Annotated in this window: 21 protein-coding genes; 8 read left to right on the forward strand and 13 right to left on the reverse strand. The window is 51.2% G+C overall.

Features of this window, described 5'->3' with window-relative positions:
* Positions 1-4: 4 nt before the first annotated feature.
* The 4 genes from holB to pabC are packed head-to-tail and all read right to left on the reverse strand — an operon-like array spanning position 5 to position 3,470.
* A complete protein-coding gene (gene holB / locus HV229_RS15140; RefSeq protein ID WP_016152653.1) occupies positions 5-1,009 on the reverse strand; it encodes a DNA polymerase III subunit delta' in 1,005 nt (334 codons plus the stop codon).
* Positions 1,006-1,647 (reverse strand): dTMP kinase, encoded by a 642-nt coding sequence (tmk, locus tag HV229_RS15145; RefSeq protein WP_181545769.1) that lies wholly within the window; start codon positions 1,645-1,647, stop codon positions 1,006-1,008. The genes holB and tmk overlap by 4 nt, the downstream gene beginning before the upstream one ends.
* Positions 1,637-2,659, reverse strand: a complete 1,023-nt coding sequence (gene yceG / locus HV229_RS15150; protein WP_181545771.1) for a cell division protein YceG — start codon at positions 2,657-2,659, stop codon at positions 1,637-1,639. The genes tmk and yceG overlap by 11 nt, the downstream gene beginning before the upstream one ends.
* A gap of 1 nt (position 2,660) precedes the next feature.
* Positions 2,661-3,470 carry an aminodeoxychorismate lyase gene (pabC, locus tag HV229_RS15155; RefSeq protein ID WP_181545773.1) on the reverse strand — a complete coding sequence of 270 codons (810 nt, stop codon included), beginning with the start codon at positions 3,468-3,470 and terminating at the stop codon, positions 2,661-2,663.
* Positions 3,471-3,814: 344 nt separating this feature from the next.
* Here pabC and HV229_RS15160 point away from each other — a divergent pair, with 344 nt between their 5' ends.
* The 6 genes from HV229_RS15160 (at position 3,815) to HV229_RS15185 (ending at position 9,822) form a co-directional block, all read left to right on the forward strand.
* Positions 3,815-4,357, forward strand: a complete 543-nt coding sequence (locus tag HV229_RS15160; protein WP_047359328.1) for a fimbrial protein — start codon at positions 3,815-3,817, stop codon at positions 4,355-4,357.
* A 77-nt stretch (positions 4,358-4,434) separates the two neighbouring features.
* A complete protein-coding gene (locus HV229_RS15165) occupies positions 4,435-5,106 on the forward strand; it encodes a fimbria/pilus periplasmic chaperone (protein ID WP_046274796.1) in 672 nt (223 codons plus the stop codon).
* Positions 5,107-5,146: 40 nt separating this feature from the next.
* Positions 5,147-7,720, forward strand: coding sequence for a fimbria/pilus outer membrane usher protein (locus HV229_RS15170; protein ID WP_181545775.1), 2,574 nt, complete (start codon positions 5,147-5,149; stop codon positions 7,718-7,720).
* Between the two features lie 13 nt (positions 7,721-7,733).
* Positions 7,734-8,741: a fimbrial protein gene (locus HV229_RS15175; RefSeq protein ID WP_181545777.1), complete on the forward strand. Its 1,008-nt coding sequence runs from the start codon at positions 7,734-7,736 to the stop codon at positions 8,739-8,741.
* An 11-nt stretch (positions 8,742-8,752) separates the two neighbouring features.
* Positions 8,753-9,286: a fimbrial protein gene (locus tag HV229_RS15180; RefSeq protein ID WP_181545780.1), complete on the forward strand. Its 534-nt coding sequence runs from the start codon at positions 8,753-8,755 to the stop codon at positions 9,284-9,286.
* A gap of 14 nt (positions 9,287-9,300) precedes the next feature.
* The gene (locus HV229_RS15185) at positions 9,301-9,822 is read left to right on the forward strand and encodes a fimbrial protein (protein ID WP_181545782.1); all 522 of its coding nucleotides are present in this window, start codon (positions 9,301-9,303) and stop codon (positions 9,820-9,822) included.
* 56 nt (positions 9,823-9,878) lie between these two features.
* Here the strand turns inward: HV229_RS15185 and fabF are convergent, their stop codons facing one another.
* From fabF to yceD, 8 genes are all read right to left on the reverse strand, one after another.
* Positions 9,879-11,120 (reverse strand): beta-ketoacyl-ACP synthase II, encoded by a 1,242-nt coding sequence (fabF, locus tag HV229_RS15190; RefSeq protein WP_016152642.1) that lies wholly within the window; start codon positions 11,118-11,120, stop codon positions 9,879-9,881.
* An 85-nt stretch (positions 11,121-11,205) separates the two neighbouring features.
* Positions 11,206-11,442, reverse strand: a complete 237-nt coding sequence (gene acpP, locus HV229_RS15195; protein ID WP_000103754.1) for an acyl carrier protein — start codon at positions 11,440-11,442, stop codon at positions 11,206-11,208.
* 155 nt (positions 11,443-11,597) lie between these two features.
* The gene (gene fabG / locus HV229_RS15200; protein WP_016152641.1) at positions 11,598-12,332 is read right to left on the reverse strand and encodes a 3-oxoacyl-ACP reductase FabG; all 735 of its coding nucleotides are present in this window, start codon (positions 12,330-12,332) and stop codon (positions 11,598-11,600) included.
* A 12-nt stretch (positions 12,333-12,344) separates the two neighbouring features.
* Positions 12,345-13,274, reverse strand: a complete 930-nt coding sequence (gene fabD / locus HV229_RS15205) for an ACP S-malonyltransferase (protein ID WP_046274754.1) — start codon at positions 13,272-13,274, stop codon at positions 12,345-12,347.
* Positions 13,275-13,289: 15 nt separating this feature from the next.
* The gene (gene fabH, locus HV229_RS15210; RefSeq protein ID WP_016152639.1) at positions 13,290-14,243 is read right to left on the reverse strand and encodes a beta-ketoacyl-ACP synthase III; all 954 of its coding nucleotides are present in this window, start codon (positions 14,241-14,243) and stop codon (positions 13,290-13,292) included.
* 77 nt (positions 14,244-14,320) lie between these two features.
* A complete protein-coding gene (gene plsX, locus HV229_RS15215; RefSeq protein WP_071601761.1) occupies positions 14,321-15,400 on the reverse strand; it encodes a phosphate acyltransferase PlsX in 1,080 nt (359 codons plus the stop codon).
* Positions 15,401-15,522: 122 nt separating this feature from the next.
* Positions 15,523-15,696, reverse strand: a complete 174-nt coding sequence (gene rpmF, locus HV229_RS15220; protein ID WP_003036242.1) for a 50S ribosomal protein L32 — start codon at positions 15,694-15,696, stop codon at positions 15,523-15,525.
* Between the two features lie 16 nt (positions 15,697-15,712).
* Positions 15,713-16,234, reverse strand: coding sequence for a 23S rRNA accumulation protein YceD (yceD, locus tag HV229_RS15225; protein WP_003036239.1), 522 nt, complete (start codon positions 16,232-16,234; stop codon positions 15,713-15,715).
* Between the two features lie 197 nt (positions 16,235-16,431).
* Between yceD and HV229_RS15230 the strand changes: the two genes are divergently transcribed.
* A complete protein-coding gene (locus tag HV229_RS15230; protein ID WP_016152637.1) occupies positions 16,432-17,016 on the forward strand; it encodes a nucleoside triphosphate pyrophosphatase in 585 nt (194 codons plus the stop codon).
* 91 nt (positions 17,017-17,107) lie between these two features.
* Here HV229_RS15230 and rluC read toward each other — a convergent pair whose 3' ends face one another.
* On the reverse strand, positions 17,108-18,061 hold the full coding sequence (gene rluC / locus HV229_RS15235) for a 23S rRNA pseudouridine(955/2504/2580) synthase RluC (protein WP_049259723.1): 954 nt from the start codon (positions 18,059-18,061) through the stop codon (positions 17,108-17,110).
* 698 nt (positions 18,062-18,759) lie between these two features.
* Between rluC and rne the strand changes: the two genes are divergently transcribed.
* On the forward strand, positions 18,760-21,990 hold the full coding sequence (gene rne, locus HV229_RS15240; protein WP_181545784.1) for a ribonuclease E: 3,231 nt from the start codon (positions 18,760-18,762) through the stop codon (positions 21,988-21,990).
* Positions 21,991-22,008 lie beyond the last annotated feature (18 nt).

Raw genomic sequence — 22,008 nt, forward strand, 5'->3', positions numbered from 1 at the left:
TCTCTCAAAGATGGGGAACAGGCAGTACGGTGCCTGGTTGCAGGTAATGCTCAATACGCAGGATAAGATCGGTTAACACCAGTTCACGGTTTACGCCTGTTACGTTCAGCAACTGCTGACGGCAATGACAAACGTCACCGAGTATCGCCTGTATCCGGGCGACGGATAACCGTTCTGCGATAGAAGATATCAGGTCCAGCGCATCAGGATTGGTTAAATGGGAAACCCCATACGGACGCTTCAAGGCATCCGTCAACAACGTTGCCAGCCAGTGTAAACGGGCGGCGGCCTGATCGTGGTTTAACGCCGCGAGCAGGATATACCAGTCACCTGCGTTTAATGTGTTTGCCAGTGCCGCACAAAAATCTGTGCGATGCGCCCAGCTTTCAGCCTGTAACAACGAGAGTGCCGCACCAGGCGAACCCGCGCTCAGGCGTAATGCGCTCAACAGAGCTTCTGGAGATGCGGTCACTTCGCGGGCGAGCCAGGAGATTGCGTACGACTCAGCCGGCGGCGCAAGATGGTGTAACCGGCAGCGGCTGCGCAATGTCGCCAGCAATCGCGCAGGCTCTGTGCTGGCGAGGAAAAACCAGGTTTGTGCTGGCGGTTCTTCCAGCGTTTTTAGCAGAGCATTGGCAGCAGCATCAGTTAACTGGGCAGCATCAGGGATCCACACCACTTTCGCACCGCCAAGGCGTGAATGCTCGTACAGCTTTTCACTCACTTCACGTACCGCATCAACCCCCAGCGTGCTTTTGCCTTTTTCCGGCAGCAGCGAATAGTAATCAGGATGCGTCCCCGCCTGCATCAATTGACAGCCCCGGCAGTGTCCGCAGCTTTTATGCCCTTCCGGCTGCTGGCACATTAAATAGCGACTGAGCGCGTAAATCAGCGCGTCGTCACCCATTCCGGGTAATGCCTGAATCAGTAACGCATGGTGACCACGACCCGCCTGGTAGCTGGCTACCAGTTTTTCAAAATCTGGCCGTAACCATGGGTACCATTTCATGCGCCCTGCTCCTGCACCCACTGGGTGATGGTATTGCGGATATCAGCCATCACAGCTTCCAGCGGCTGCGTAGCGTCGATGGTACGAATGCTGGCATCTTTGGCAGCCAGTTCAAGATAGCGCGCGCGGGTGCGATTAAAGAAATCGAAAGATTCCTGCTCAATACGATCCAGCTCGCCGCGTGCACGGGCACGCTTCAATCCGACTTCTGGAGTCACGTCCAGATAGAGCGTCAGGTCCGGGCGAAAATCACCGAGCACAGCATCGCGCAGGGTTGCCAGCATGTTTTGATCGATGCCGCGTCCGCCCCCCTGATACGCCTGGGTCGACAAATCGTGACGGTCGCCAATTACCCATGTGCCTTTTGCCAGCGCAGGTTTAATAACGGTTTCGACCAGCTGTACGCGCGCGGCGTAAAACATCAGAACTTCAGCTTTGTCAGTGATGACCTCGTCACCCACCGACTTAATGTCCAGCACCAGACTTCTTAGTTTCTCCGCGAGCTGAGTTCCCCCCGGTTCGCGGGTAAAAACCATGTCACGAATACCGAGTTGCTCAAGTGTCTCTACCACCGCGTTACGCGCAGTGGTTTTTCCGGCGCCTTCCAGGCCCTCGATGACGATATAGTTACTGCCCATTTTTTTCCTTAAGCACTTTCAGGTAATCCTGCACGGACCGGTTGTGGCTGGCAAGATTGGTGTTAAACGTGTGACCGCCTTTACCGTCAGCCACGAAATAGAGGTACGGCGTTTTTGCCGGATGCGCCGCGGCCTGCAATGAGGCCTCTCCCGGCATGGCAATCGGGCCAGGCGGCAACCCCGTAATGGTATAGGTGTTATAGGCGGTCGGGGTATCTAAATCCACACGCGACAACTTGCCATTATACCGTGCCCCCATCCCGTAAATCACCGTCGGATCGGTCTGTAAACGCATGCCAATCCGTAAGCGGTTAATAAAGACGGAAGCCACCTGGTCACGCTCGCTGGCAACCGCAGTCTCTTTTTCGATAATAGAGGCCATGGTTACCAGCTGATTTTTGTCCTGATAAGGCAGGCCTTCAGCGCGCCCTTCCCAGACCGAGTCTACCGCTTTAACCATTTTCTGATGCGCGCGTTTTAGCAACGCCACGTCGGTTGTATTGGCGGTATACATCCAGGTATCTGGCCAGAACCAGCCTTCCACCCATTGCGGGTTCTCCAGCTTCAGCGCCTGAGCAACGGTCTCGTAATTATCATCGCTCAGCGTATGTTTGATGTACGGGGCGTCACGAAGCTGTTTGAGGTAGTCGCTCAAACGCATCCCTTCAACCAGACGTAACGGGAACTGCGCCTCTTTACCGCTTTCCAGCAGTTGCAACATATCCCGGACTGTCATGTCGGGCGTAAAACGGTAGGTTCCGGCTTTAAAATGCGACAGTTCGGGTTCCACACGCAGCAGCCACTGGAACACACGCGGACGATTGATGATTTTTTCGCGATAAAGTTGCTCGCCCAGCACCAGACGCCCGGAGCCTGCCTTCAGGGAAAAAATAGCCTCTTCTTTGATGAGTAGCGTACTGTTCGCCAGTTGGCGAACTTTCCACGCGCCGAACCCGGCAGCGATACCCATCACTACCAGCAACAATAATAAAACGCCTAACAATTTCTTCATGCTAATCAGACAACTCACACAGTGGGGCTAAATATTGGTAAAGTTCGCGCGACGGCCAGCGTTGGCCCTCAAATTTTTGCACCGGAACAATCGGCATCAGTGCATTGCAGATAAAAACTTCGTCCGCATCGACCAGCGTCTCAAGGCGAGCGGCAACTTCAGCCACCCGATATGGCGAAGCGGCGAGCTGCCTGATAATGTGCTGGCGCATAATACCGTTAACGCCCGCCTGATCAAGACACGGGGTAAACACATCCATTCCCCGGCGCCAGAATAAATTCGCGGCACAGCATTCCGTAAGCCACCCTTCGCTGTCAAGGACCAGCGCCTCATCGGCGTTTGTCTGCTCAAGATGAGCGCGGATCAGCACCTGTTCAAGGCGATTCAAATGTTTGAGACCCGCGAGATAAGGATTACGTCCCAGCGAAACCGGGCTAAGCGCAAGGGTTGCGCCCTCGGCTTTCCAGCGGGCGTAATGCGTGGGGTATGAGGAGGTGCTGATTATTCGCGTGGGCTGCACGCAACCTACTGTGCTATAGCCACGCGTACCGACCCCACGAGTAATAATGACTTTAAGCACGCCGTCTTGCTGTGTGCGCGCAACAAGACGCATTTCCTCCGCTAACGTAGCCCAGTCGAGAAATGGGATCGCGAGCCGCGCACAGGCTTTTTCGAGACGAGCTAAATGGGAAAAAAACAACGTAATATTCCCATGAATAATACGTGCCGTTGTAAAACAACCATCCCCAAAGAGCAGTCCACGATCGTTTACCGCCACGCGCTCAATCGGCTCACCATTGATAAGATACATTCACCCTCCGAATTTTATATCTCAGATTGTCAGGTGAAGGCAGGGTTCGCAAGCATTTTATCGGCATCATTTATGTTTTCCGGAACGAACACCAACAGAACAATCTATATCATATCAACGTCATCGAGACGAAATACCCCAATAAAAAAAAGATATACGTAAACAGGTTAAATACAAAAAACAAATACAATACTAAATTTTAATGTATTTAGAAAAAATGAAATCAATCTTAAGATATTATTTGTGTTAATACCTATTACATTACGGCATACTTCCAGCATATATTTACGTTAAGGTAAATATATATCAATTAATTTTTACATCAATTCAAAGGGATTTTTATAATGAAAGGAAAATTGGCTGCTGTCGCGTTTTTGGGTTTTATGGGTGTCGCATCTTCTGCAATGGCCCAGGATGGTCAAGTAAACTTCACCGGTAAAATTATTGAAGCAGGTTGCCAGATTAACGGCTCCGTTACCAGCACCCAGAACGTTAAACTGGGCGAAGTAGCTAAAACTGCATTTACCAACGCCGGCGATACGGCTGCGACCACTAAATTCTCTATGGTACTGTCCGCCTGTCCGGCAGATCTGCTAGGTAAACCCGTCGCTGTAAAATATGACGGTACTCCTGATATAACCGATAACGATTATCTTCAGTTGACCAACTATGGTAACACAGGCGTAGCGGATGGCGTAGCTATCCAGTTACTGAACACTGATGGCACCCCATTAGCGCTGGGGACTGCTTCTAATGCAGTCACTATCAATGCTGATGCAGCAGCAGAAACTGAACTCGACTTCTTTGCCCGTTATATTTCAACAAAATCAGCTGTCACCGCTGGTGATGCAAACGGTACGGTCAACTTTACTCTGACCTACAACTAATTGCGCTGAAATTAATCCCCATCATTAGTAATTAACTAAGCCGGGTTGCTCCGGCTTTATTCTTCGAGGTAGAACACATGAAGAAATCTATTCCTTTTACTGTCGCGGCGCTGCTACTAGTAATGAGTTCCGCGCAGGCCGGGATTATTGTCGGTGGAACACGAATTATTTACAAAGGCGATAAAAAGGAGACCTCGATTAGCGTTAAAAACCCGGATAAAACCTCTTATTTAATCCAGTCCTGGAGCGACACGGGGGAAAAAAACGGTGATAAAACGCAGTTTATGATTACCCCACCACTTTTTCGCTTAGGCCCGGAGCAGGAAAACACGCTGCGTATTATTCGCGCTGGTGGCAACCTTCCTGAAGATAGGGAATCATTGTACTGGATGAATATCAAATCCATCCCAGCGACCGAAAAAAATGACAGCGCGAACACGCTGCAAATTGCCGTAAAAACACGCATTAAATTGATCTATCGGCCGCAATCGCTGACTGAACAGCCTGAAAAATTCACCGACAAACTGACCTGGCAGCGCAGCGGCAATTCAGTCACCGTTACCAACCCAACACCGTACTACATGAACTTTAGCTCCGTCAAAGTGGGTGGCAGCACGGTGAAAGACGCCAGCTACGTCGCACCAATGAGTCGCGCCACTTTTACCCTTCCAGCAGGTGCCAGTGGTGATATCAGTTGGGTCATTATCAATGACTTCGGTTCCGCAGGAGCGGAACACCGCTCGCGTTAATTCTGGCGCAAGGTGATTACTCCGCCGAAAGGACATCGGAATGAATGCAAATAGTATTAAAAAAAACATGAAATTTAGCCGATTAGCGTGGTTTATTGCGCTACAGTGTATGCTGCCAATTTCTCACTCCGCGATGGCTCGCGATTATTTTAACCCTGCACTGTTAGGGATTGATGGGCCAGGAAAAGAGTTAACGGACCTCTCAGCCTTTGAAGAAGGCATCGGTCAGTTACCCGGTACTTATCGTGTTGACGTGATAGTCAACAAAACCTCAGTAGGTGTGCGTAATATTGACTTTGTGACACACAAAAATGCACAGGGTGAATCCACCTTGCAGCCTTGTTTGAGTATCGATATGCTGCGCGAGTTTGGTATCCGTACTGAGGCATTCCCACGATTAGCCGCCAACGGCGACTGCGCTAACCTCTCTGCAATTCCCCAGGCCAGCGCAGAATTTGCATTTGAGCGCCAGCAATTGCTGTTTTCTATTCCTCAAGCCGCCATCGATAACCTCGCACGAGGCTACATCGCCCCAGAGCGGCTCGACGCAGGGATTAATGCTCTACTGCTCAACTACAACTTTACCGGTGCGGATACCCAAGCGCGCACTAACGACATGAGCGATTACGAAAGTTATTATTTGAGTCTCCAGCCTGGGTTAAATATCGGTTCCTGGCGCATTCGCAACTACAGTACCTGGAATCGTGACGTCAATGACGGCAACGCTCAGGAAAGCTGGGATTCACTCTATACCTATGCCCAGCACGACGTTATTTCGCTTAAAGGCCAGTTAACTCTGGGCGACAGCACCGCGCCTTCAGATATGTTCGACAGCGTGCCATTTCGCGGTATACAGTTAGCTTCAGATGATGACATGTTACCCGACAGTCTTCGCGGATATGCACCCGTGGTAAGAGGCATTGCGCGAACAAATGCCCAGGTCGTTATCAAACAGAATGGCTACACCATTTACCAGAGTTATGTCTCCCCCGGTGCATTTGAAATTACCGACATGTACCCAACCGGCAGCAGCGGTGACCTTGATGTCACCATCAAAGAAGCTGACGGCAGCGAACAGCATCAGACTGTGGCATTCGCCTCCCTCCCCGTTCTACAGCGTGAAGGTCGTCTGAAATACAACCTGACCAGCGGACAATATCGCCCGTATGACAGCGATATTGAACAAGAGATGTTTACTCAGGCATCGGTCATTTATGGCCTTCCGGATGGATTTACGGTCTATGGTGGTGGGCAGTTCTCGCAACACTACCAGTCACTGCTCTCCGGGTTTGGTAAGAACTTCGGTACGTTAGGTGCAGTTTCCCTTGATGGAACCCAGGCTTGGTCAACACAGAAAGATCAGGATAAAGAAGGAGGTCAGTCCTGGCGTATTCGTTACAGCAAAAACATCCTCGCAACCGGTACGAATATATCCATTTCAGGCTATCGCTATTCGACCTCAGGCTACTACACCCTACAGGAAGTTCTCGACACCTGGCGTGATGATGAATGGCGAACCAATAATCATCGCCGCCGTAATCGGGCCGAATTTCAGCTCAACCAGAATATAGGTGAAAGCCTGGGTTCGCTGTCATTGAATGCGATAAGTGAAGATTACTGGAACAGCGATCGTCAGATGCAATCCATTGGCGTGGGTTACAGCAACAACTGGGCTGGCATCTCCTGGAACCTCAACTATAGCTATAACCGTAATACCACCGATAACAGTAGTAGCAGTCGTAACTATGAGCATGAAAAGATATACAACGAAGATCAGGTGTTCTCGCTCAGCATGAATATCCCTCTTGATCGTTGGTTAAGCAACAGCTACGCAAACTATGGTTTCAATACCAGCAAAAAAGGCGATACCAGCCATACGGTCGGCTTGAGCGGCTCAGCGCTGGAAGAACGTAACCTGAACTGGAATGTGCAGGAAAGCGAAACTAATCATGGTGAAGGCAGCGGTGGTTACGCTAGCCTGGATTATCAGGGAACCTACGCACGCCTTAACTCTGCCTACAGCTACGATCATGACCAAAAACGCGTGAGCTACGGTATTGAAGGCGGAATGGTGGCCCATGCCCACGGTATCACACTGAGTCAGGCGCTCGGTGAAACCGCTGTACTGGTAGAAGCGCCGGGAACGGAAGGGGTAGCGATAAACAATCAGAACGGTGTTAAAACCGATTTTCGGGGTTATACCGTCGTTCCGTATGTTTCGCCTTACCGCGAAAGCACAATCTCGTTGAACACTGAAACACTCCCCGAAGACGCAGATATTGAACTGACGACCCAAACAATCACCCCTACCCGTGGTGCAATAGTTCGAGCGCATTTTGATACTCGAATTGGCAAACGCGTGCTGATGACTTTAGTTCGTAGCAACGGAGAGAACGTTCCATTCGGTGCAATGGTTACGGACAGCAGTACACCAAATACATCTGGTTCCATTGTGGGTGATGGCGGTATTGTCTACCTCACGGGGATGAAAGACGCGGGTACAGTCACAGCAAAATGGGGACGTGGAACGAATGAGCAGTGCCAGGCGCAATGGCAATTACCGAACAGTGCACCGACTAGTAATATCATTGTAGTCAAAGCAAACTGCCGATAACAGGAAATAATATATGAAGAAGCTATTAACCATTGTGACCCTGACTGCGAGTTGCTTATTGAATATTACACCGGCATTGGCAGATTATGTCTCCAGCGTCAGCTGGAGTACCATGAATTATGCGCTTGCTCCTTTGCATATCCCTGCTGCGGTTGGTGGTGTAAGCGGCTGGACTGAAAGAGGCTCAATTTTAATGTATACCGCCCCTTATAGCAATCGGGATGCCTATATAGACCTGACAGTTAATGGCACTCTGCTAGGTGATGGCGTTACCTGGGCTACGAATAACCCTGGTGTCGGGGTGCAATATTATGTTACTGTTTCCAACGGATTAAGCCCTGTCTTAAATTCTTTGGGAAACTTAACCGCGCCTAACTATCCCCTGTATCTAACGAAGACTAGCGGTGAGGGAACATACGGTGTCGGCGGTTACTACCACCTCAAGTATCGCTTGGTCAGATTACTTGAAAAAGTACCTGCGGGAAAAGTAACCACTCTGCCAAATGTAACGCTAAACATCCATAATGGGTCTGCGACTGAAATAGCGTCACTCCCGAAAAGCTCTGGACTTATTCTGTCAGGTATATATTCAGACATTCCGATTGATGCATGTACTATTGTTGCGCCAAGCGAAATTAAGCTTCCGAACTTATATGGCAATCAATTGCAAAATGGTGCACAAAACGTTATTCAAGCACCAAAAATTTCTTTAAATTCTTGCCCTGGCGCTGTTGATGGTATTTCTTATCGTTTCACTGCTGTTTATGGAACCCATAATGAAGCAAATGGTGTGTTAAACACCATGACTGGGCAAGGCTATGCAAGCAATGTTTATATACAACTGCAAAATACGGATGGAACACCGCATCCGGCGAATAGCGCTATTGCAATCAATAATTATGACGGTTCCGGTAATTATGACATCCCTGATTTTAAAGTGGGATATTTTATTGATAATACCGAAGCTGTCACTGCCGGTATTGTAAAAACAGCTATTGAGCTTCAAGTAACCTATAATTAAAAGGACTGCGTATGAAAATTATCAATGGAAAAACAGCGACAATATTTATTCTGGCCTGCAGTGGATTATTTTCTGCCACCAGCCAGGCGGCGGGCCAGGCGGTGAATATTGACATTACCGGGCAGGTTATCGCATCACCGTGTGTGGTTAACAGTAGTAATACTTCTCTTGCCGTCGATTTAGGTACGTCCATTCAAGCTAACGACCTCGCGACCGCCGGCAGTGCAACAGCATGGAAAGACGTTATCTTAAAATTAACCAACTGCCCGGCATCAACCAGCTCTTTCACTGTGTCGTTTGCTGGAACCGCAGACACAGACCCGGATTTCTACCAAAACACGGGCACAGCGACCAACCTCAAACTTGAACTCACCGATAATGTCGGTAACGCTGTATACAAAAATGGTGCTTCTCTTGCCAACGTCACGATTCCCAGTGCTACCCACGCCTATGACCTGGAAATGCGCGCCCGTGCAGTATCCAAAGGTAACGTGATGCCAGGTACTATCGTCGGCCAAGTACAAGCTACCTTTACCTACCAGTAATTCAGGATGGGAAAATGGTGCAACAGATAAAAAAAGTGCTGCCTGTTTTGGCCTGTTTGTGGGCAGTAAGCGGCATGCAATCCGTACAAGCTACGGACATCAATCTGAGTGGTACTGTCGTCGCTTCCGCCTGTACAGTGGATACTAACACGGTCGATCAGACGGTTAATTTCGAACAGGCGCGCGCCGTTGATTACCCTAATATCGGTGATACCAGTGAATGGCAGGACTTTGAGCTAACGCTTTCTGCCTGCCCTGCATCAACAACAAAAGTAACCGCCCTTTTCAGTGGCGAAGTAGACAATGACGATGCCACCAAGTTTGCGAATACTCAGGGTGATGCAAGCGGAATGGCATTGCAAATAATGACGCGAGATCATCTCACCGAGATCTCACCAGGAGCTGTTTATCAGGTTAGCATTGATAGCAGCCATAACGTCGTGTTTCCACTTTCAGCAAGAATGTACACGCCAACCGGCCAGGTAACAGCGGGTGAGTTTCGTACTACCGTACAGCTCACCTTCACCTATCAGTAAACACAAGAAAAAAAAGCGGAGCGCCTGGGCGCTCCGCTTTTTTGCAGTGTAAATAACTAAACGCGTTTAAAGATCAACGAACCGTTAGTCCCGCCAAAGCCGAAGGAGTTACACAGTGCGTACTCCAGACCACTAACCTGACGCGCTTCGTGAGGTACGAAGTCCAGGTCACAACCTTCATCCGGGTTATCCAGGTTGATGGTTGGCGGAATAGCCTGATCGCGCAGCGCCAGGATAGAGAAAATAGACTCTACCGCGCCCGCCGCACCCAACAGGTGTCCGGTCATGGATTTAGTGGAGCTTACCATCACACGGCTTGCCGCATCGCCAAAGACAGATTTCACTGCCTGGGTTTCGGCTTTATCGCCAGCAGGAGTAGACGTGCCATGCGCGTTGACATAGCCGATCTGACCCGCTTCGATAGCCGCATCGCGTAGTGCGTTGACCATTGCCAGCGCAGCGCCCGCACCGTTTTCAGGTGGTGACGTCATGTGGTAAGCATCGCTGCTCATGCCAAAACCAACGACTTCAGCATAGATTTTTGCACCGCGCGCTTTCGCATGCTCGTACTCTTCCAGTACCACCATGCCTGCACCGTCGCCCAGCACAAAGCCATCACGTTCTTTATCCCACGGACGGCTTGCCGCTTGCGGGTTATCATTACGTGTAGACAGCGCACGTGCCGCACCAAAACCACCCACGCCCAGCGGGGTACTGGCTTTTTCTGCACCACCCGCAACCATCGCGTCTGCATCGCCGTATGCAATGATACGTGCTGCATGACCAATGTTATGCACACCTGAGGTACAGGCGGTCGCAATGGAGATGCTTGGCCCTTGCAGGCCGTACATGATGGTCAGGTGACCTGCCACCATGTTAACAATCGTTGACGGAACGAAGAACGGGCTGATCTTACGTGGACCGCCATTCACCAAAGAGGTGTGGTTTTCTTCGATCAATCCGAGACCGCCAATACCAGAGCCGATAGCGGCGCCAATACGGTGAGCGTTCTCCTCCGTAATTTCGAGACCAGAATCCTGCATGGCCTGAACGCCAGCGACAATTCCATATTGAATGAAAGCATCCATCTTACGCTGTTCTTTGCGCGAGATAATGTCTTCACAGTTAAAATCCTTTACTAAGCCAGCAAATTTCGTTGCATAGGCGCTAGTATCGAAATGGTCGATCAGGCTGATGCCACTCTGACCGGCAAGGAGAGCTTTCCAGGTAGACTCTACGGTATTGCCGACAGGAGACAACATGCCCAGTCCGGTCACAACTACACGACGCTTAGACACGGTTGTCCTCCAGGGAGGGAAAATAATTCAAGTGGGATAAAAAGATAAAACTCAGGCGGTCGAATGACCGCCTGGAGATGTTCACTTACGCCTGGTGGCCGTTGATGTAATCAATGGCAGCCTGAACGGTAGTGATTTTCTCAGCTTCTTCGTCCGGAATCTCAGTATCAAACTCTTCTTCCAGAGCCATTACCAGCTCAACGGTGTCAAGAGAATCTGCGCCCAGGTCTTCAACGAAGGAAGCATTGTTGGTTACTTCTTCCTGCTTAACGCCCAGCTGTTCGCCGATAATTTTCTTAACGCGTTCTTCGATAGTGCTCATACTCTTAAATTTCCTATCAAAACTCGCTTTCGCGATGGTTTTCGTAGTGTATAAAATGTTGAAAAATTTGCAACTAAATCCCGGCAGGTCTTACCACGATTTTACGTTATTTTGAGGGCATTCACCCTAATAACGCAAATTTTTTTATCTCGTGGTTAAACCATGTACATCCCGCCGTTGACGTGCAAAGTCTCACCTGTGATGTAACTTGCTTCGTCAGAAGCTAAAAATGCAACCGCACTGGCGATTTCCTGAGCGCCGCCAAGGCGACCCGCAGGAACCTGCGCCAGAATACCCGCACGCTGATCATCAGACAGCGCACGCGTCATGTCCGTTTCAATAAAGCCCGGAGCAACAACGTTTACAGTAATGCCACGAGACGCAACTTCGCGCGCCAGTGATTTACTGAAGCCGATCAGACCCGCTTTCGCCGCAGCGTAGTTTGCCTGACCCGCATTTCCCATGGTACCAACCACAGAACCGATAGTGATAATACGCCCATGACGCTTTTTCATCATAGCTCGCATTACCGCTTTTGACAGACGGAAAACAGATGACAGGTTGGTTTCGATGATATCGTTCCACTCGTCATCTTTCATGCGCATTAACAGGTTATCACGAGTAATCCCGGCATTATTGACCAGGATATCGACTTCACCAAATTCTGCGCGAATATTTCCCAGAACAGATTCGATAGATGCCGGATCGGTCACATTCAACATCAGACCTTTACCATTTGCACCTAAGTAATCGCTAATGGCCTGCGCACCGCTTTCGCTGGTTGCAGTACCGATAACTTTCGCGCCACGGGCAACGAGTGTTTCAGCAATTGCGCGGCCAATGCCACGGCTTGCACCGGTAACCAGCGCGACTTTTCCTTCAAAACTCATGGTCTTCCTCTTTTATTGCTCTAGCGCCGCAGATAATGCCGCCGGCTCATTCATTGCCGAAGCAGTCAGGGTGTCAACAATACGTTTCGTCAAACCGGTCAGAACTTTGCCCGGACCAACTTCATACAGGTGCTCTACGCCCTGGGACGCCATGAATTCAACGGTTTTAGTCCATTGAACCGGGCTGTACAGCTGGCGAACCAGCGCATCGCGAATAGCGTCTGCGTCTGTTTCGCACTTCACGTCGACGTTGTTCACAACCGGAACAGTCGGCGCGTTAAAAGTGATTTTTTGCAGTTCAACGGCCAGTTTCTCAGCAGCTGGCTTCATCAGCGCGCAGTGAGAAGGAACGCTGACCGGCAGTGGCAGAGCACGCTTAGCGCCAGCCGCTTTACAGGCTGCGCCGGCACGTTCTACGGCTTCTTTATGCCCGGCAATAACCACCTGACCTGGTGAGTTAAAGTTTACCGGTGAAACCACCTGACCTTCGGCAGACTCTTCACACGCTTTAGCGATAGCAGCGTCGTCCAGACCGATAATAGCAGACATGCCGCCAGTGCCTTCCGGTACCGCTTCCTGCATGAATTTGCCACGCAGTTCAACCAGACGTACGGCATCGGCAAAACCGATAACACCCGCACACACCAGCGCAGAGTATTCGCCCAGGCTGTGACCAGCCATCAGCGCAGGTGTTTTACCACCCTGCTGCTGCCATACGCGATAAAGCGCAACAGAGGCAGTCAACAGTGCTGGCTGCGTCTGCCAGGTTTTATTCAGCTCTTCGGCCGGTCCCTGCTGAGTCAACGCCCACAGATCATAGCCCAGCGCAGCTGATGCTTCAGCAAAAGTTTCTTCAACAATTGGGTAGTTTGCTGCCATTTCAGACAACATCCCAACGGTCTGGGAACCCTGCCCCGGGAACACAAATGCAAATTGCGTCATGTTTAAATCCTTATACTAGAAACGAATCAGCGCAGAGCCCCAGGTGAATCCACCCCCAAAGGCTTCAAGCAATATCAACTGCCCAGCTTTAATACGCCCGTCGCGGACGGCTTCGTCCAGCGCGCACGGTACGGAGGCCGCGGAGGTATTGCCATGTCTGTCGAGCGTCACGACAACATTATCCATCGACATACCCAGCTTTTTCGCGGTTGCGCTAATAATGCGGAGGTTTGCCTGATGCGGCACCAGCCAGTCCAGTGCAGAACGATCGAGATTATTTGCTTCCAGCGTTTCATCAACGATGTGTGCAAGCTCGGTCACCGCGACTTTAAATACTTCGTTACCCGCCATCGTCAGGTGGATCGGGTTTTCCGGGTTCACGCGATCGGCATTAGGCAGCGTCAACAGTTCGCCATAGCGACCATCAGCGTGCAGATGCGTAGAAAGAATGCCGGGCTCTTCTGATGCGCTCAGTACAACCGCACCTGCGCCATCGCCGAAAATAATGATCGTCCCGCGATCGGTTGGATCACAGGTACGAGCGAGGACATCTGAGCCAACCACCAGAGCATGCTTCACTGCGCCAGACTTAACGTACTGGTCGGCAACGCTCAGGGCGTAGGTGAAACCGGCACAAGCGGCTGCAACGTCAAACGCCGGACAGCCTTTGATCCCCAGCATACTTTGGATCTGGCATGCCGCACTTGGAAATGCGTGTGTGGATGATGTGGTGGCAACCACAATCAGACCAATTTGTTCTTTGTCGATGCCCGCCATTTCAATTGCACGGTTTGCGGCGGCAAAGCCCATCGTCGCAACTGTTTCATTTGGCGCTGCAATATGGCGTTCACGGATACCTGTGCGAGTGACGATCCACTCATCAGATGTCTCAACCATTTTTTCCAAATCGGCGTTAGTACGCACTTGTTCAGGCAGATAGCTGCCAGTACCAATAATCTTCGTATACATGTACGCTCAGTCACTTTTTGGTTATATACCGCCACGAGCAAATCGCTGATACGTTGGCAGCATTCACAAACGCACGGTTATCTGTGTGCTCGCGAGTTTGCGTTTTCGCCACCGTCCAGCAGTTCGAATCCAGCTGGGTATACAGATTCCAGGCGAGCGGCAATTCGCTGAGGAACTTGTCGCTGCACCGCCTGCACTGCCTGTTCAATCGCGACTTCAAATGCTCGCTGATTGGCCGCACCATGACTCTTAATCACCGTGCCGCGCAATCCTAACAGACAGGCGCCATTATACTGGTCGGGGTTGAGGTGACTAAATCGCCTTGTCAGGCTTTTTTGTAACCAACGTTTTAATAACAGCAGCCACCACGACCGTTTTTTGCCCTCACCCTGAGACTTCAGCAGTGAAAGGAACATTCTGACAACACCTTCCATCGTCTTTAATGTGACATTACCTGTAAAGCCGTCACAGACCAACACATCAGTTTTGCCAGTCAGTAACTCATTGGCTTCAAGATAGCCGATATAATTGATAGAAGGGATTGTTTTTAGCACTGCAGAAGCATCCCGAATACTGTCGAGACCCTTGGTTTCTTCTTCACCGATATTGAGCAACGCAACACGGGGATTGGCAATTCCAACCACCTCTTCTGCCAGCACGGAACCCATGACGGCAAATTGCACCAACATCGTGCTATCACAATCCACGTTGGCACCCAAATCCAGCACCACCGTTTTGCCCTTTTGCTGATGGGGTAAAACCGTCACCAGCGCAGGACGCTCAATCCCCTCAAGGGGTTTGAGCAATAACTTCGCAAGTCCCATTAGCGCGCCTGTATTGCCGGCGCTCACACAGGCTTCCGCTCGACCTTCTTTCACGAGCTCCAGGGCAACGCGCATTGAGCTTCCACGACTGGCGCGAATAGCTTGCGAGGGCCGGGCATCACTGGCAATAACTGACTGAGCAGGGATAATCTGCAGACGTGAACGTTGTTCGAAGTCAGCTTTGGCAAGTAATGGCGTGATTGTATCGGGATCCCCGACTAAAAGAAGTGTGAGTTGCGAATTAGAATTCAGTGCCTGCAATGCTGCAGGCACTGTCACGGTAGGGCCAAAATCTCCCCCCATGACATCTAACGCCAGGGTTAGACGTGTCAAGGTATCGTCGCTGCCCGGTTAGGTGTTTCCCCAGTTACCCGGGGAAAGCCTCACTAAGCTTCATCACGCGTGTACTCTTTGTCTTTCTCACCGTAGTAGGAAAGTCATTGAGTCATGCGTGATTACTTAGCGATTACCTTACGGCCACGGTAAAAACCGTCGGCAGTGATGTGGTGACGCAGGTGTTGTTCACCAGAAGTTTTGTCTACAGACAGGCTGGTGACTGCGGTCAGAGCGTCATGAGAACGACGCATGCCACGTTTGGAACGGGTTGGTTTATTCTGTTGTACGGCCATGGACCTTACTCCTCAATTACTTACGCTTTAAGCTGGCTAATACGGCAAATGGGTTTGGTTTTTGCGCTTCATCAGGCAATTCGCCAAAGACCATGTCCGCCTCGGACACTTCACAGTGTTCAGAATCATGCACCGGAACTACCGGCAAGGAGAGGATAATCTCATCTTCAACCATTGCAAGCAGATCGATTTCACCGAATTCGTTAACCTCAATCGGCTCATACGCTTCCGGGAGTGCTTCAGCCTGCTCGTCAGAACGGACAGGACTAAAACAATATGTTGTGTGAACATGAAGTGGGAACGGTTTCCCGCAACGCTGACATTCGAGCGTAACCGACACCTTTGCATCACCGGTTATAACGGCAAGGCGCTGGTTATCGATAGCGAACGACATGGAGCATTCCACATCACTGTCCACACTGACTACAGAATCGGCGACACGCTCAACCAGATCAGAAGTATAGATACCTTCATAATCGAGGCGTTTCTGAGCCGTACGAACCGGATCAAGAGTCAGGGGTAATTTTACCTTTTGCATAGGGCGCGCATATTAACTTTGTAACGTCATATAGTCAAAGAAAAAGGCAGCCTGTGGTTGCCTTTTGCCAATAATTCGCACACATTGCGGGTCATCGACTTAAAATCGCTCAACACAAGCCATTACAGCCAGCTTGTAGGACGAAGTCCATAGTTTAAAATGGCTCTCATCAATACGCTATATGCGAGGGAAAAAATATGCCTCAACTTATTCTTGCTTCTACCTCTCCCTGGCGTCGCGCTTTACTAGAAAAACTGGCAATCCCGTTCGAATGCGCAGCACCAGAGGTTGATGAAACGCCGTTACCGGGCGAAGCCCCCCGGCACTTAGTCTTGCGACTGGCGCAGAAAAAAGCGCAATCTCTCGCCCACCGTTATCCATCGCACCTTATTATTGGTTCCGATCAAATTTGTGTTCTCGATGGTGAAATAACCGGCAAACCGTTAACAGAAGAAAATGCACGCCAGCAGTTACTCAAAGCCCGTGGCAATATTGTGACGTTTTATACCGGACTGGCACTGTATAATTCTGCGACCGGACATTTACAAACTGAAGTTGAACCGTTCGACGTCCATTTTCGTCACTTAAGCGAAACGGAAATTGAAGATTACGTGCGCAAAGAGCGCCCGCTGCATTGTGCCGGTAGTTTTAAAAGCGAAGGATTGGGCATTGCACTTTTTGAGCGCCTGGAAGGTCGCGACCCAAATACCTTAATCGGTTTGCCGCTAATCGCACTGTGTCAAATGCTGCGACGAGAAGATATGAACCCGTTAAAAGCCTGACGGATTGACGGCTGTACAGGCCTAATCCTGTAGGCCTGATAGGCACAGCGCCATCAGGCCTACAGGTAATGCGCGATAATATCAATGCGCATCAGCCTTTACTGCGTAACACCTCGAGGCAGCGCTTCAACTGCTTATCCATTGGCGCTTCAATACGCATTACTTCACCCGTCCCAGGATGAGTAAATTTCAACGCTGCGGCGTGCAAAAAGAGCCTGCTCAGCCCGGTATCCGCCAGTTGCTTATCGAACTCACGATCGCCATAGCGGTCGTCAAAGGCAATCGGATGTCCGGCATATTGCGTATGCACGCGAATCTGGTGCGTGCGTCCGGTCACGGGACTGCAGCGCACAAGCGTAGCAAACGCGTAACGCTCTTCCACTTTAAAGCGCGTTTCCGATGGCTTGCCTTCCTGATTCACCCGCACGATACGCTCGCCGCTTTGCAGAATGTTCTTTAACAGCGGGGCCTGCACGGTTTTGACATGGGACTGCCACTGGCCGCGTACCAACGCGAGGTAATCTTTCTGCATGCCTTTTTCACGCAGTTGTTCATGCAACGAACGCAAGGCAGATCGTTTTTTGGCCACCAGCAGCACGCCGGAGGTATCCCGGTCAAGGCGATGCACCAGTTCAAGGAAACGCGCTTCCGGGCGCAGCGCTCGTAAGCCTTCAATGACGCCAAAGCTTAACCCGCTTCCACCATGCACGGCCGTACCTGAAGGCTTGTTAAGCACCAGAATGTGGTCATCTTCATATAAAATGACATCGGTCAGCGCCGCGACCTTCTGCAAATTTGGTGAAATGGCCTCTTCTTCACGTTCAGCGACACGTACAGGTGGAATACGCACAATGTCCCCGTCTTCGAGTTTGTACTCGGGTTTAATGCGTTTTTTGTTCACCCGCACTTCGCCTTTACGCAAAATGCGATAAATCATACTTTTCGGCACGCCCTTGAGCTGGGTGCGCAAAAAGTTGTCGATGCGTTGCCCTGCTTCGTCGGCAGTAATGGCAACTGTTTTTACGGCTGGAGTCTCTGTTTTCATGGGGGCCGATTTTAAATAGCCATCAAGATTCGCGCCACACATTTTTCTATGCTTATATTAACTGCTATACCTTATTACTTAAGTTTGACATAGCCGATTTGGTGGTTATTAAAGCAATCACTACGCGGAAGTGAAAAAACTGTGAGTAACCGGGTGATAAATGGCAAAAGTCATCTTGCTATAACAAGGTTAGCAGTGGAATAATGAGGTTGTTTCCGTGTTGAATCTTGTTAAAACAAGACCTTTTCCGGAATGACCCAATTTTGCCCGACCGATCATCAACGCAGCAATGGCGTAAGACGTATTGATCTTTCAGGCAGTTAGCGGGCTGCGGGTTGCAGTCCTTACCGGTAAGTGCTCTATAGATTTCGCGTTGTAGGAAGGCGGCAAGTCTGGGAACCCCAGGTGCTTACTCCTGTAAGTGGTTGGGGTAAGAAGATGAAGCCAACGCACCCACAGCGTGAAAGACGATAAGCACAATGGAAGCTTCTCTGGAGAGTAACACCCAGACTGTTCCCCTGATAATTGCGCTGTGTTTCCGTATGAAATACAGGCAACCGACACTCTGCGCCTCTTTGAGCTGACGATAACCGTGAGGTTGGCGACGCGAATAGACACGAGGCCATCGGTTCACACCCGGAAAGGCATTACTCTGCCCGCAGCTTAGTCGTCAATGTAAGAATAATGAGTAAGTTACGATGAAAAGAATGTTAATTAACGCGACTCAGCAGGAAGAGTTGCGTGTCGCCCTTGTAGATGGGCAGCGTCTGTACGATCTGGATATCGAAAGTCCTGGACACGAACAGAAAAAAGCCAACATCTATAAAGGCAAAATTACCCGTATTGAACCGAGTCTGGAAGCTGCTTTTGTTGATTACGGCGCTGAACGTCACGGTTTCCTTCCGTTAAAAGAAATTGCCCGCGAATACTTCCCCGCTAGCTACAACTCCCATGGTCGTCCCAACATTAAAGACGTGTTGCGCGAAGGTCAGGAAGTCATTGTTCAGATCGATAAAGAAGAACGCGGCAATAAAGGTGCTGCGCTGACCACCTTTATCAGCCTGGCAGGTAGTTATCTCGTTCTGATGCCGAACAACCCGCGCGCGGGCGGTATCTCCCGTCGCATTGAAGGCGACGACCGTACCGAATTAAAAGAAGCGCTGGCAAGCCTGGAACTGCCTGACGGCATGGGGCTTATCGTGCGTACCGCAGGTGTCGGCAAATCTGCCGAAGCGTTGCAGTGGGACCTGAGTTTCCGCCTGAAGCACTGGGAAGCGATTCAAAAAGCCGCTGACAGCCGCCCTGCTCCGTTCCTGATCCATCAGGAAAGCAACGTTATCGTTCGCGCATTCCGTGACTACTTACGTCAGGACATCGGCGAAATCCTCATCGACAACCCGAAAGTTATGGAGATGGCGCGTCAGCACATCGCCGCGCTGGGTCGTCCGGATTTCAGCAGCAAAATCAAACTGTACACCGGTGAAATCCCGCTGTTCAGCCACTATCAAATCGAATCTCAAATTGAGTCCGCGTTCCAGCGCGAAGTGCGTCTGCCGTCCGGCGGCTCAATCGTTATCGACAGCACAGAAGCGCTGACCGCCATCGATATCAACTCCGCACGCGCGACCCGCGGCGGCGACATCGAAGAAACTGCGTTCAACACCAACCTTGAAGCAGCCGATGAAATTGCTCGTCAGCTGCGTCTGCGCGACCTCGGCGGCCTGATTGTAATCGACTTCATTGATATGACGCCGGTTCGTCACCAGCGTGCGGTTGAAAACCGTCTGCGTGAAGCCGTGCGTCAGGACAGAGCGCGTATTCAAATCAGCCATATTTCTCGCTTCGGCCTGCTGGAGATGTCCCGCCAGCGTCTGAGCCCGTCGCTGGGTGAATCCAGCCATCACGTATGCCCACGCTGCTCCGGCACGGGTACCGTACGTGATAACGAATCACTGTCGCTGTCTATTCTGCGTCTGATCGAAGAAGAAGCGCTGAAAGAAAATACGCAGGAAGTTCACGCTATTGTTCCTGTGCCGATCGCATCCTACTTGCTCAACGAAAAACGTACCGCGGTAAATGCTATCGAGACACGTCAGAATGGCGTGCGCTGTGTGATTGTGCCAAACGATCAGATGGAAACTCCGCATTACTCCGTGCTGCGCGTACGCAAAGGGGAAGAAACACCAACCCTGAGCTACCTGCTGCCAAAACTGCATGAAGAAGCGATGGCATTGCCGACGGAAGAAGAGTTCGTCGAGCGTAAACAGCCAGAGCAGCCGGCATTGGCCACCTTTGCAATGCCAGAGGTGCCGCCAGCCCCTGCTTTGCAGGAACCTACTGCGAAGGCCGCCGCGCCTAAAGCCGCAGCAGCGACCGCGGCCGTCGCCGCACAGCCAGGTTTGATTAGCCGTTTCTTCGGCGCACTGAAGTCCATCTTCAGCGGTAGCGAAGAAGTGAAACCGGTTGAACAACCTGCGCCGAAAGCTGAAGAGAAAACCGATCGCCAGCAGGATCGTCGTAAACCGCGTCAGAACAATCGTCGCGACCGTAACGATCGTCGTGATAATCGCGACAACCGTGGCGAGCGTGATAACCGTAACGAGCGTTCAGAAAGCGGTGAAAACCGTGAAGATAACCGCCGTAACCGCCGTCAGTCGCAGCAGCAAAATGCGGAAGCGCGCGATAACCGCCAGCAGTCTACTGACGTCGCCGACAAAGCGAAATCCGGTGATGACCAGCAGGCTCCGCGTCGCGAGCGCAACCGCCGTCGCAACGATGATAAGCGTCAGGCGCAGCAGGAAGTTAAAGAGCTGAACCTGGCAGAACAACCTGCGCCAGATACCGAGCAAGAAGAGCGCGTTCGTCAGCCTCAGACTCGCCGTAAACAGCGTCAGCTGACTCAGAAAGTTCGTTACACAGACAGCCCGGCTGTTGAAGCCGAAGTCTCTACTGTCGAGGTGGTCGCTGAAACGGCTGTCGCTCAGCCAACTGAACAGCCCGTACCGGCACAGCGTACTGAACTGGCGAAAGTTGATCTGCCTGCCGTCGTTGCGACTGAGCAGGAAGACAACAGCGAAGCGCGTGACTCTAATGGTATGCCGCGTCGTTCCCGTCGCTCACCTCGCCATCTGCGCGTCAGTGGACAACGCCGTCGTCGCTATCGTGACGAGCGTTACCCGGTTCAGTCGCCGATGCCGTTAACGGTTGCCTGCGCATCTCCAGAATTAGCGTCCGGTAAAGTCTGGATCCGCTACCCTGTTGCTCGTCCTCAGGATCAGCAGGTTGCAGAGCAGCGCGAGCAGGAAATGCCAGTCGCCGTAGAGCCTCAGGTTGCTGCAGCTGTCGTTGAGCATATTGTGAACGCCCCTGCTTCGGTTGAAACCGTACAGCCAGAGGTGGTCATTGCTGAACCTCAGGCTACCGTCGTTGAAACCACGCATCCGGAAGTCATCGCTACTCCGGTCGAGGAACAACCGCAAATTATCGCTGAATCTGACGCGCCTGTTGCTGAGGATACCGCGGCGAAAGCCGAACCTGTCGCTGAAATCGTGGCTGCGCCGGTTGTCGAAGAATCTGCGGAGGTTGTTATTTCTCAGCCTGAAGTGGCTGAAGAGATTGCCGAGGTTGTGGAAACAGCGCCAGTGGTTGAAGAAGTTGCCGCGCCGCAAGAGGTTGTTGCCGCACCGGTCGTCGAAGACGCAGTCGTTAAGTCTGAAGTTGTCGCAACCCGCGTTGACGCAGAACATCTTCACAGCCACGCGGCCGCCCCGATGACCCGTGCTCCTGCACCAGAGTATGTGCCTGAAGCGCCGCGTCATAGTGACTGGCAACGCCCGGAATTCACCTTTGAAGGTAAAGGTGCTGCAGGTGGACACAGCGCCACGCACCAGGCGACTGCGCCAGCAGCGCGTCCGCAACCCGTTGAGTAAGTCATAATCAACATAAAA

It is taken from the genome of Citrobacter sp. RHBSTW-00524 (assembly GCF_013747755.1).
Lineage (GTDB): Bacteria > Pseudomonadota > Gammaproteobacteria > Enterobacterales > Enterobacteriaceae > Citrobacter > Citrobacter braakii.